The sequence below is a fragment of the Halospina sp. K52047b genome, assembly GCF_008709855.1.
GTDB lineage: Bacteria > Pseudomonadota > Gammaproteobacteria > Pseudomonadales > Oleiphilaceae > Halospina > Halospina utahensis_B.
In genome coordinates, this window is sequence record NZ_VYJH01000011.1 from 105475 (window position 1) to 116325 (window position 10851).

At 59.1% G+C, this 10851-nt stretch carries 12 protein-coding genes; 4 read left to right on the forward strand and 8 right to left on the reverse strand.

Annotation, left to right across the window (positions count from 1 at the left end; all coding sequences use genetic code 11):
• The first annotated feature begins 69 nt into the window (after positions 1 to 69).
• Positions 70 to 2049 carry a nucleoside-diphosphate sugar epimerase/dehydratase gene (locus F3089_RS13135; protein ID WP_151441240.1) on the forward strand — a complete coding sequence of 660 codons (1980 nt, stop codon included), beginning with the start codon at positions 70 to 72 and terminating at the stop codon, positions 2047 to 2049.
• 85 nt (positions 2050 to 2134) lie between these two features.
• Here F3089_RS13135 and F3089_RS13140 read toward each other — a convergent pair whose 3' ends face one another.
• A complete protein-coding gene (locus F3089_RS13140) occupies positions 2135 to 3187 on the reverse strand; it encodes a DUF2333 family protein (RefSeq protein WP_225741761.1) in 1053 nt (350 codons plus the stop codon).
• A gap of 419 nt (positions 3188 to 3606) precedes the next feature.
• Between F3089_RS13140 and F3089_RS13145 the strand changes: the two genes are divergently transcribed.
• The 3 genes from F3089_RS13145 (at position 3607) to F3089_RS13155 (ending at position 4859) form a co-directional block, all read left to right on the forward strand.
• Entirely contained in the window at positions 3607 to 4101 is a 495-nt protein-coding gene (locus tag F3089_RS13145) for a hypothetical protein (RefSeq protein ID WP_151441241.1), read from the forward strand.
• Positions 4102 to 4207: 106 nt separating this feature from the next.
• Positions 4208 to 4522 (forward strand): nucleotidyltransferase family protein, encoded by a 315-nt coding sequence (locus F3089_RS13150; protein WP_151441242.1) that lies wholly within the window; start codon positions 4208 to 4210, stop codon positions 4520 to 4522.
• Complete coding sequence (locus F3089_RS13155; protein WP_151441243.1) at positions 4512 to 4859, forward strand: HepT-like ribonuclease domain-containing protein; 348 nt, start codon at positions 4512 to 4514, stop codon at positions 4857 to 4859. The genes F3089_RS13150 and F3089_RS13155 overlap by 11 nt, the downstream gene beginning before the upstream one ends.
• Positions 4860 to 4966: 107 nt before the next feature.
• Here the strand turns inward: F3089_RS13155 and F3089_RS13160 are convergent, their stop codons facing one another.
• From F3089_RS13160 to F3089_RS13190, 7 genes are all read right to left on the reverse strand, one after another.
• Complete coding sequence (locus F3089_RS13160; RefSeq protein WP_151441244.1) at positions 4967 to 6337, reverse strand: MBL fold metallo-hydrolase RNA specificity domain-containing protein; 1371 nt, start codon at positions 6335 to 6337, stop codon at positions 4967 to 4969.
• A 46-nt stretch (positions 6338 to 6383) separates the two neighbouring features.
• Positions 6384 to 7616: a DegT/DnrJ/EryC1/StrS family aminotransferase gene (locus tag F3089_RS13165; RefSeq protein WP_151441245.1), complete on the reverse strand. Its 1233-nt coding sequence runs from the start codon at positions 7614 to 7616 to the stop codon at positions 6384 to 6386.
• 136 nt (positions 7617 to 7752) lie between these two features.
• Positions 7753 to 8523, reverse strand: coding sequence for a DNA-binding protein (locus F3089_RS13170; RefSeq protein ID WP_151441246.1), 771 nt, complete (start codon positions 8521 to 8523; stop codon positions 7753 to 7755).
• On the reverse strand, positions 8520 to 9446 hold the full coding sequence (locus F3089_RS13175) for a HipA domain-containing protein (protein ID WP_151441247.1): 927 nt from the start codon (positions 9444 to 9446) through the stop codon (positions 8520 to 8522). Before F3089_RS13175 ends, F3089_RS13170 begins: the two co-directional genes overlap by 4 nt.
• 19 nt (positions 9447 to 9465) lie before the next feature.
• Entirely contained in the window at positions 9466 to 9942 is a 477-nt protein-coding gene (locus tag F3089_RS13180; RefSeq protein WP_151441248.1) for a hypothetical protein, read from the reverse strand.
• Complete coding sequence (locus tag F3089_RS13185; protein ID WP_151441249.1) at positions 9917 to 10456, reverse strand: hypothetical protein; 540 nt, start codon at positions 10454 to 10456, stop codon at positions 9917 to 9919. Before F3089_RS13185 ends, F3089_RS13180 begins: the two co-directional genes overlap by 26 nt.
• A gap of 193 nt (positions 10457 to 10649) precedes the next feature.
• The coding region (locus F3089_RS13190; RefSeq protein WP_192497383.1) for a transposase at positions 10650 to 10851 on the reverse strand (202 nt) is incomplete at its 5' end.

The following is a 10851-nucleotide window of genomic DNA, read 5'->3' on the forward strand; positions in this document are numbered from 1 at the left end:
AACCCAGTTGATACGGCAGTATAAGCGCCTGCTGTTATACTGAACGCAAACACACCACAGGACTGGTGCATGACCGGACGTCTCAAATCCCTCTTCCGTCGCGTTTTCTCGCGGTTCGCCGCGTTGGAGCGGCCCCACAAGCGGCTTGTTTCCGTGGCGTCGGACGCGGTCTTTGTCCTGTTTTCTCTCTGGGCGGCGTTCTCCCTGCGTTACGAGACTCTGTTTCACTTTCAGGGAGCGGAGTACTGGACCCTGTTCGCTGTAACCGCCGGTGCAACCACCTTTCTCTTTGCGCGCCTGGGTCTGTATCGGGCCGTCATCCGTTATCTCAGCGAACGGGCTCTGGTGACGGTGCTTGCCGGTGTTACCGGCTCGGCCCTGATGCTCATCGCGACCGCCTTCATCCTGCGGGTCGACATGCCCCGCTCAGTCCCCTTCCTGTACGGGGCCCTGGCATTCCTGTTCGTCACCGGTACCCGCTTCAGCGTGCGCACCGTGCTCAACCGCCCGCGCCACCTGAGCAAAATGCCGGTGCTGATCGTTGGCGCGGGGGAGACTGGCCTGCAGCTGGCCTCGGCCCTCGGGCAGGGCATCGAATACCGCCCCGTGGCCTTCATCAGCCTGGAGCCGGACAACCACAGGACCACCATCAATGCCCTGCCGGTCTATGACCTGGGCCATGCCCGCAAGGCGGTGCACAAGCACCAGGTGGAGCGCATCCTGCTGGCGATTGACGAACGTGCGGATGTGGACCGGCGCCAGCTGCTGAGTGACCTGGAAGGACTGCCCGTGCCGGTACAGACCGTGCCCTCCGTAACGGAGCTGGTGACCGGCCAGGCCCAGATCAGTGATGTGCGCGATCTGGACATTGATGATCTGCTCGGCCGCGACCCGGTGCGCTACCGTAATGAGGAGGTGGCGGAATCGCTCAGCGGGAAGGTGGTCATGGTGACCGGCGCCGGTGGTTCCATCGGCTCTGAGCTGTGCCGCCAGATCCTGAGGCAGAAGCCCGCGGTGCTGGTGTTGTTCGAACAGTCTGAATTCGCGCTCTACAGCACCGAACGTGAGCTGCTTACCATCTGTGAGAACGAGCAGCTCGAGATTCCCATCCACCCGCTGCTGGGCAGCGTCACCCACCGGCGCCGGTGTGAGAGCGTGATGCGTGGCTTCGGGGTGAACATCGTCTACCACGCGGCCGCCTACAAGCATGTGCCGCTGGTGGAGCACAACGTCATCGAGGGGGTGCAGAACAACGTCTTCGGCACCTGGTACACCGCCGAATCCGCCATTGCCGCGGGCGTGGATCAGTTTGTCCTGATCTCCACGGACAAGGCCGTGCGCCCCACGAACGTGATGGGCGCCAGCAAACGCCTGGCCGAACTCGTCCTGCAGGGGCTGGCCCGGCGCCAGACACACACGGTCTTCTCCATGGTGCGCTTCGGCAACGTACTGGGCTCCTCCGGCTCCGTGGTGCCGCTGTTCCGGGAACAGATCCGCAGTGGCGGGCCCGTGACCGTGACCCATCCGGACATCATCCGCTATTTCATGACGATCCCGGAGGCCAGCCAGCTGGTCCTGCAGGCCGGCACCATGGGGGAGGGGGGGGAAGTGTTCGTGCTGGACATGGGCGAGCCCGTGCGTATCGCGGACCTGGCCCGGCGTATGATCCATCTGATGGGGCTTACGGAGAAAAGCGAGGACAACCACCACGGCGACATCGAAGTGGTCTTCAGTGGCCTGCGCCCCGGGGAGAAACTCTACGAGGAGCTGTTGATCGGCGACAATCCCCAGGGCACCCGCCACCCGCGCATCATGAAGGCACGGGAAAGCGATATGGCCTGGGCCTCACTGGAGGAGCTTCTGGAGCAGCTGATGCTGGCCAGCCGCGGTTTCGACTGCGAGCGCATCGTGGAGCTCCTGCGAGCAGCCCCCACCGGCTACCAGCCCAACGACGGCGTCTGCGACCTGGTCTGGCGCAACGGTGGCGACGCCCCGATGACCAGCGACGGCGCCAACCTCAGCGAAACCATCCGTCGCATCTTCGAATAGCCAATAACCCTACCGTAGGAGCGAGCCTTGCTCGCGATGGATCCAGGTATCGCTTGCGAGGCAAACTCCTACAGAGGCACGCGGATCAGCCGTCCCGAAGCAGACTGATGATGTTGATCAGCCCGGCATTGGCGCGGGTCAGATAGGACGACATCGTCAGCGAATAGTTCGGAACCATGCCGAACTGGGAGCCATTGAGCACCATCGGGCTGGTCATTGAGCGCTGGGTGTATTCCAGTTCGCGGATGATCTGCTCAAGGCTGACCATGGCGTTCTTGTCCTCAAGCACGCTGCGGAAGTCGCGCTTGATGGCCTTGAGATAGACCAGCATCGCCCAGGTTGTGCCGCGGGCCTGGTAGAACACATCATCCACCTGCATCCATGGCGTCTGGCTCACCTGCTCCACAGGCTGGGCCTTGGCGGCAGCCGCGCTGGGGTCGTTCGCCAGCATCGTGGCCCGGCGCTTCTCCGCCACGCTGGCGGCCAGGTTCTGGGACATGCTGCCAAGGCGCTTGTTCATCAGGTCGAGAATCGTGGCCAGGTTATCCGCACGGGCGTAGAAATCCCCTCGGGCGGTGTCCGGATCCGCGAGGTCATCCCGGTACGCCCTGAGTTCCTCAATGGCGTCGTTGTACTTGCCCTCGGCCGACGGGAAGATCCAGCGCTCGCTGTCGTTGTTCAGCAGGATCTGGGCCTGGACCAGATTCGGGTTCTCGTTCGACTGTGACTGGGAGCGTGAGACGTCATTGCGCAGCGCCAGTGACAGATCCCGCGCCTGGCGGGTCGCACCCGTCTCCCATGCCGCGATGTTGTCCATCAGCACAAAGGGCGGCAGCACGTCGTTGGAAAGAAAGCCGCCACGCTTGTTGACGATAACGTCCAGGGAACGGATCAGCGACTCGGTGGTGTAATAGCCCACCGGCGGCTCGTCCTGGTCGGAATCGGCCGTGAACGCCTCCTCAATGGCATCCTGCTTCGGCGCTTCGGGGTTACTGTTGGGCCAGAACGAGACCACAAACAGGCCCACCGCAACGGCCAGCCCAGCCACCAGGGGCGTCATGATCAGACCCCGGGCGCGCAGCCTCGGCATCCGGATCCGGTCAGTTATTGCCCGCATCTTCCGTTTTACAGTTCCCATGGGGGTTCCTTTCATCGTTGATTACTGCACAGCCGCAAGGATAACTGACTTCCCGCGATCCCGGAATCGGTCAGGGTGCATGGCGCGATCATCACCCCCTGTAGGAGCGAGCCCAGCTCGCGATAGCCCGGGATCGCTTGTAGAGTAAGTTCCTACAGTCCCAGGCCCTTCGACCACCGCAGCCCCCCCCTCTGCTGCAGCATCCGACACAAATGCCGATGAGCAGTCCAGAAGCTGACCTGGGTAAAGTTGACGGTACAGGGAGGGTGGCGATAGGGTTCGATATCCACACGCGTTCATCGTCTCGTCTCCTTCTGTGCAGGCCAAGGGGGTTTGTGGGGAGTTTTTACCTTTTTCGATACATGCTGGTCTCTGGCTTTTGATTCAGGAAGAAATCAACAGGCGGGCGGGGAAAAAGATTGAACTCTGAAACCGTGTCCATATCGGCTCTTGGGCTCAATGTTGGGTTTGCGAAGTGGTACCGACTTTTAAGAGGGCTTTTCATTCCCCTTTTGTTTGGCGTCTTTCTTCTGCTCGAGATAACGGTCGGTATCCTACGGATAGAGTTCACGAGCGTGGTGATTGTGTTGGCCGTCTTTGTCGGGTATCTGTTCGTTACAGAGCTCCCCGATTATTTGGGCCGGCTGGGGAGCCAGGAGAAGCTTCTGTATCAATGCGATGACCAGCAGCTCCGGCTCTATCTGGATCGTGAATACGCTTTCAACCTGGAAAAAATCGACGCCATCCGTGCGGAGGAAGGATTCGGCCCCTTCAGCCAAAACCGAATCATCGTGGAGTATGGAGGGCAGATGGAGGTGCTCGAGACGCCGTTGAAGTATTCACCCCTTTTCAGGGCTATCAATCTACTGGGCAAGCGGATCAAAAGCGCCAGTGGTCCGCCCATGCCAGAATAACTGCCTTAGTACATCACAGGTCTTCTCGATCTCGGAACCCGTCAGGTTGGTATTGCCCAACTGGCGGGCGTGGCCGCTTTTGCTGCTTGATGGTAGGCTTCGGGGTATGAGTAATCGTGGACCTACAAACAGCCGGGATGGCCTGATCGCGCTGATCAGGGAGCATCTCCCTGAGCTTGAAAAACAGTTCAATGTCGCCGATCTGGCCATTTTCGGTTCAACTGCTCGCGGGCAGGCGCGCGAGGATAGTGACGTGGATATTCTGGTGCAGTTCAAGGGCCCAGCTACTTCCAACGATTACTTTGGACTTCAGTTCTACTTGGAAGATCTGCTCGACAAACGTATTGACCTGGTGACGGACAAGGCGCTCAGGGCTGAACTCAAGCCCTTTGTGGAAAAGGATGCTCTCCATGTGCGCTGATAAAACCCAACACCGTGAATGGCGCTTTTATCTGAGTGACATGCTCGAGTTTGCGCAGAAAGCGGTGAATTACACAGAGGGACTGAACCAGGAAAAGTTTGTACAGGATACTTTGACTTACGATGCGACTCTGCGGAATCTGGAACTGATCGGCGAAGCTGCCACCAAGATCCCGGACTGGGTTCAGGAAGATCATCCGGAAATCCCCTGGCGGAAGATGATTGCGACTCGCAATCGGCTTATTCACGCCTATCTGGGAATTGATAACGACATTGTCTGGAGCATAGTCTGCAATGATCTTCCAGATTTGATCGAGTCACTGGAGGAGCTTTCCTGAGTACCTAAGGGATGCAACCCCTGTAGGAGCCTGCTTGCAGGCGAAAAATAATCGCGAGTGAGGCTCGTGAAACCCCAGGATCGCTTGCAAGGCAAGCTCCTACGGGCTCAGGGAATCACCACCTGGTGCCCGCGATCCTGCAGGGCTTCCGCCAACGCGTTCTTGGCTCCCTGATCGCCGTGAACCAGCCGGATCTCCTGCGGGGCAGGGCGCATGCCATCCACGAACCGCAGTAGGTCGGAACGGCCCGCGTGGGCGGAGAAGCCGCTGAGCTGGTGGATGCCCGCCTTAATGGTGTAGCGCTCGTCGTCCAGCTCCACCCAGCCACCCTCCGGGCCGTAGCGCAGGATGTCGCGGCCCGGGGTGCCCTCGGCCTGGTAGCCCACAAAGACCACGTCATTGCGGCTCTGGCCCAGCATGGCCTTGAGGTAGTTCACGATGCGCCCGCCATCGCACATGCCGGAGCCGGCCAGCACCACGCAGGGGCGGCCCGTGTCATTCAGGTACTCCACGGCATTGAGATGATCCTGGTGATCATCAATCACCGTGAGCTGCTCAAAGGAAAGAGGATGGCGCCCCGCCTCCACCCGCTCCATGGCCTCCTCATCCCAAAAAGGTTTGAGCTCGCGGTACAGCGCCGTGAAGTTCGCCGCCAGCGGTGAGTCCACCACAATCTCCAGATCCCGCCAGGGTTCGCCCTGGTTGTCGTGGAAGATGGTCTCCAGCTCGTAGAGCAGCTCCTGGGTGCGGCCAAGGCTGAAGGCGGGAATCAGTACGGTGCCGCCGTCGCCCAGTGCCTGCTCGATCACAGCCCGGAGCTGCTCACGGCGGTCATCCCGATGCTCGTGGTCCCGGTCGCCGTAGGTGCTCTCCAGAATCAATCGATCGCAGGCTTCCGGTGTCTCGGGTGACGGAATCAGAGGCGTCCCAGGTGCGCCAAGGTCACCGCTGAACACGATGCGTTCCCGTGCACTCCCCGAACGGGCATCGCACTCCACATAGGCGGAACCCAGGATATGGCCGGCCCGCTGCAGGCGAATGGCCAGCGACGCATCCCCCTCCTCAAACACCGGATGCCACTGGTTGTAGGGAATGGCCCGGGTACGTCTGCGGATCAGCCCCAGAACCCGCTCGATCAGCTCATAGTCCCGGGTGTAGCCGATCTTCAGCGCGTCCTCGAGCATCGCCGGCAGCAGCCGGGCGGAGGGCTCGGAGCACAGGATAGGCCCTTCGAAGCCGGCCGCCAGCAGGTAGGGAATGCGGCCCACATGGTCAATGTGCACATGGGTGACCACCAGCGCCCGGATATGCTCGATGGGGAACTCAATGGCCAGCTCACTGGCCGAGGCCCGCCCCTGGCTGTCCGAACCCTGAAACAGGCCGCAGTCCATCAGAATGCCGTTAGGGCCCAGTGTCAGCTCGTGACAGGAGCCGGTGACGCCGCTCACTGCGCCATGGTGTGTGATCGTAAATGCCATAAAAGTCCTTTTAAGCGGCCCTCCCAGAGTGCGCTGGAACGCTCAATTACCCCGTCGCCTGGACCATAACCGCCTTCAGCACATCACAGGTTTTCTCAATTTCGGAATCAGTCAGGGTGGGGTGGCAGAGGAACATCAGGCTGGTGCTGCCCAGCTCGCGGGCAACAGGAAGGAAGGCATTCTCGTTATCTTCTGTAGGAGCGAGCCCCGCTCGCGATTGAACCCCCGCAAGCGATCCGGGCCCAAGCCCGGCATCCCGGAAGTTCTTCTCCAGGTAAACCTCAGAGCAGGAACCGGACATGCAGGGCACGCCACGCTCCATGATCGCGTGCTGGATGGCATCGCGATCCCAGCCGGGGGCGAGCTGGTCCGGCTCCACGAACACATAACACTTGTAGCCGGCATGCTCGATGTCCGCCGGCACCTCCGGCGCACGCAGGCCGGGGCACTCGCGGGCGGTGCACCAGATCGCCTCACAGTTGGCCAAGCGCTGCTCCTGCCACCGGGGCATGCGCTGGAGTTGGATGCGGCCGATCACCGCCTGCATCTCCATCATGCGCCAGTTGCTGCCGAAGCTCTCATGGAGCCAGCGGAACCCGGGTGGGTGCTCGCGGTTGTAGACCGCGTCGTAACTCTTGCCGTGGTCCTTGAAGCTCCACATGCGGGCCCAGAGTTCGGAATCACTGGTAGTGACCATGCCACCCTCGCCACCAGTGGTCATGATCTTGTCCTGACAGAACGACCAGCAGCCCACATCCCCCAGGCTGCCCACGGCACGCCCTTTGTAGCGGGCCCCGTGGGCCTGGGCGCAGTCCTCGATCACAGAGAACCCGTGTTCCCGGGCCAGGGCATTGATGCCGTCCATGTCACAGGGCCAGCCCGCGAGGTGCACGCAGATGACGGCGCGGGTGCGCTCCGTGATGCAGGGGCGGATGGTCTCCGGCGTGATCACCTGCGAATCCCGGTCCACGTCCGCAAACACCGGCGTGGCACCAGCGGTGACGATGCAGGACGCCGAAGCGATGAAGGACCGCGAGGTCACGATTACCTCATCCCCCTCACCAATCCCCAGCCCCTTCAGCGCCAGATCCAGCGCCAGAGTGCCGTTGGCCACCGCCACCGCGTATTCGGTCTCGGCAAAGGCCGCGAACTCCCGCTCAAAGGCACGGCACTCCCCGCCCGTCCAGTAATTCACCCGGTTGGACAGCAGCACCTGCTGCACCGCATCGGCTTCTTCCTGGGTGAAGGAGGGCCAGGGAGAGAAAGGACCGTTCAGCATCGGTTAAAACATTCCATCATCAAATTCGAATTCAACACCGTAGGAGCGAGCCTCGCTCGCGATAAGATCCGGAATACAAAAGATCGCGAGCAAGGCTCGCTCCTACATGGGCGGGATATCGCTAGCTCTGAGGGAGTCAGCCTACCAGCGGAATGAATTCCTCTGAATCCATCGGACTGTAATTGGTTGGCAGGTGGCCTGACATCTGTACCAGAACCCGCTGGTTGTGGGGCACTGGCGCGGGGTTTACTCGTGCTACTTCCGCTCTGAGGTCGTTCGATGCTTCAGAAACCGCGTTCATCAGATCGTGGACCAGGTACCGCGGTGCCCAACCCAGCATGTGGTAGTCATCCGCCGTCTGGAGCTGTAGCGCGATGCCTGTTGCCGGATTATTCAACTCGATAGCAACCCGCAGAGAATCGCCAGCCTGGAGCTCATTGATGTGCGCTCTTGCACTTTCACTGACATGCCGCCAGCCATGGAGGAAAAACCGGCAGTCAAAGCCTCCGTCTACGCGTTTCTGGATCTGGGGGAATACCTCCAGATTATCGGTCTGCCGGCGACCTCCACCAACTGCCAGAATATCGTAGGAGCCAGCATCCACATCAAGACCGAGGCGGTGGACAATGTCCGCATAGTCACGACGATTGGGGCTGGGGACCCGGTTGCGGAACAACGTGAACAACTCGGCTGAATGGTAATCCTTTTTCAGCTCAGGAAAGGAATCCAAAGGTTCAAAGCCGGCTTTCTGCCTTGCTACTTCTGCACCGTGGGTGTAACGAAAGCGATAATCACGCTCGTTCTCCGCAATATCCAGGCGGCCAATGGGGAACCACAACCGACTCGCCGGCTGCGCTTCGGGTCCACTGTATTGATCCTGCCATGCAAGAAAGAGTGTTTGCGTCATCTCAGGCTCGTTAAACGAGTGTAAGTGTAGTTTAGCAGCTCTCTGGCAAACCAGCGGTGTTCTTCTGATATGGCGGCCTGGGGCACTGCGTCAACAATTCGTTCGATCTCTGGGACTGGGATTTTGTGGAGCCTTTCCAGCCAAGGATCCAAGTATTGAGGCCATCTCCGGGCTGCCAATTCTACCAGAGTAAGAGGATTTTCGCCTTTACGGGTATCAACACGGCGGAAAACGCCGCCCGTTCCACGGTTCGCATACCATTTTGCGCGGTCCAGATTCCTGTCATCCTGCCATTGACAGAGTTTCTGTGTGGGCTGTTCGCGCCCGAGCGAAGATGCATGGTCAAACGTCGGCGCCAGCCAGTGAATGGTTTGACTCTGAACTGACGTTCTCCGGAACAATGCCCAGTTTTCATGATGGCGGTCAGTGTTGAGCACGAGCGCATCAAGTACCACAAAGCCTGCTATCCCGCTGAATGCCTCTTCCAGCCGCTGCTCATTCTCACCTATGCCGTAGCGAATCGCCCTGAAAATGTTATCGAGCGTGTGCTGCACCTGCCCGAAACGCCGGTCGGGGTCATATTCCGGAATTGCCCCGGCCAGCAATTCATTACCATGAACCAGTTCGATGGCATGGTCATCTAACTCCGAGAACATCCGACAAAGACTCCCCCACTGCCCATTGAAACGCGCCAATTCGACTTCGGCGTGCGGTACTCCGAGCATTCGAGCAAGCTCAGCCGCAATCTTTTCGGCCCAGTGCTCGCCGGTGGCCTCTCCTTCGTTCTCCCGACTGTACTTGAAAAGCCATGGGAGCTGACTTGTTCCGGGGCGCTCAAGCCAGAACTTGTCCTTGCTCCCCATGGGCTCATCATCCAGTGCCCAGTCAGCGTCAATTTCAATGATCGGGAATGTGCTTTCCATAGCGTGACAGGTCAGCCGCTTATCGAGCGCATTTCAGTTCACGACTCATTTGATTTAAGTACCGGGAAAGGGGGCCGTAATCGAGATTGGTCCGAATAACCTGAGTCTCCTCGGGAAACTCAAAGATTATGGTGTTGCGCTTCAAAGGCCACCAATGGGTGTCCACCTGCATGCTGACCAGATTGTTCATGGGGGTCCGGTATTCGTTTTCCAGTTTCAGCTCAATAAAGCCATTGCCAGTGACAAGAACCGGTTCTGTTCTGCGTAGCACTTTGGAGAGAAAATCTGGTGCGTCACTGATGATCTCCAATCCCAGAAAAACCAGTACAGCCTTCATGACGCCGCTGAGATTGAACTGAATCTCAAAGAAGTAAATAGCCAGAACGAATAGAATTGGCAGGCAAAGCCTGACGAATCGAAACCAATCCGCCAGACCTACCTTCAATGCCAGGCTGGAGATCAGAACCCGGTCAGCTCTGGAACTTTTTTCCTGCACGTCGATTGATCTCCTGCTGAATGGTCTGCCTAGCGCTTTCGTTGTTCCAGAAGAAACCCCAGATGAGTACTGTTGAGGCCAGCGTTATCGGAGTTCTTCCCCCTTCGTCGGGAAGGGACTTGACCTTTGCAATCATCTCTTTCGCTGACATCGCGCTGAATGAGTAGCCAAAAAAATTGCCAAACGAGGCGATGGTATCGAAGAGCTCCTGATACTCAAATAACTCCTGAGTGGGCAGTGACCACACACTCCAGAGAGGTTGCACGAGTGGTGTTGCGACCTTGGATCTCAATTTTGCGTGCAACGGGCCAGGCAGTGTCGTCAAACGCTTAAGAATCTGCCGCTGTTCCATCCGGGGAACGTGGTGATAAAGAATCACATCGGATAAAAGGCCGACGAGCTTTCTATCCGGTAAATCCTTGAACCGTTGTTTTTCCAGATTCAGGATCTGACAGAGATACGCAACTTTAGCGGTATCCTTCTCCGGCATTCTGTATTCGAGTCCGCTCGACATAAATCCTCCATGATTGGTACAGGTTGCTTAGCCCGGATTTCTCATGAGCGCCCGAACGCGCGTTTATTGGCAGCGTAGCCAGCGCCAGGATGACCCACAACAACTTTCTCTGGTCAGATTCTGATCACTGAGCCGGTTCTGGAGACACTGCCCCCTTTCCCCCATTGGTTCGGGCCGGGGGCGCCCGTTGTGTCTATGTCGGAACAAGGCGGCCAACGAGCTGGCTGAGTTCATCCTTCCAGGGGTAATGCTCGCTGATCATCAGCCGGATCCGGCGGGTGTTGCGGATCACCACCGCTGCCACCTTGATCAGCTTCAGCCGCAGGTTGTGGATGCTCATGCGCTCGAAGCCGGTGTTTTTCAGATACCGGCGCAGGCGCTCGAACAGCGTGTAG

Bases quoted from the DNA above. Each gene is read 5' to 3' on its own strand.
- F3089_RS13135 (WP_151441240.1), top strand. From the start codon at position 70: ATGACCGGACGTCTCAAATCCCTCTTCCGTCGCGTTTTCTCGCGGTTC.
- F3089_RS13140 (WP_225741761.1), bottom strand. From the start codon at position 3,187: ATGGGAACTGTAAAACGGAAGATGCGGGCAATAACTGACCGGATCCGG.
- F3089_RS13150 (WP_151441242.1), top strand. From the start codon at position 4,208: ATGAGTAATCGTGGACCTACAAACAGCCGGGATGGCCTGATCGCGCTG.
- F3089_RS13155 (WP_151441243.1), top strand. From the start codon at position 4,512: ATGTGCGCTGATAAAACCCAACACCGTGAATGGCGCTTTTATCTGAGT.
- F3089_RS13160 (WP_151441244.1), bottom strand. From the start codon at position 6,337: ATGGCATTTACGATCACACACCATGGCGCAGTGAGCGGCGTCACCGGC.
- F3089_RS13165 (WP_151441245.1), bottom strand. From the start codon at position 7,616: ATGCTGAACGGTCCTTTCTCTCCCTGGCCCTCCTTCACCCAGGAAGAA.
- F3089_RS13170 (WP_151441246.1), bottom strand. From the start codon at position 8,523: ATGACGCAAACACTCTTTCTTGCATGGCAGGATCAATACAGTGGACCC.
- F3089_RS13175 (WP_151441247.1), bottom strand. From the start codon at position 9,446: ATGGAAAGCACATTCCCGATCATTGAAATTGACGCTGACTGGGCACTG.
- F3089_RS13185 (WP_151441249.1), bottom strand. From the start codon at position 10,456: ATGTCGAGCGGACTCGAATACAGAATGCCGGAGAAGGATACCGCTAAA.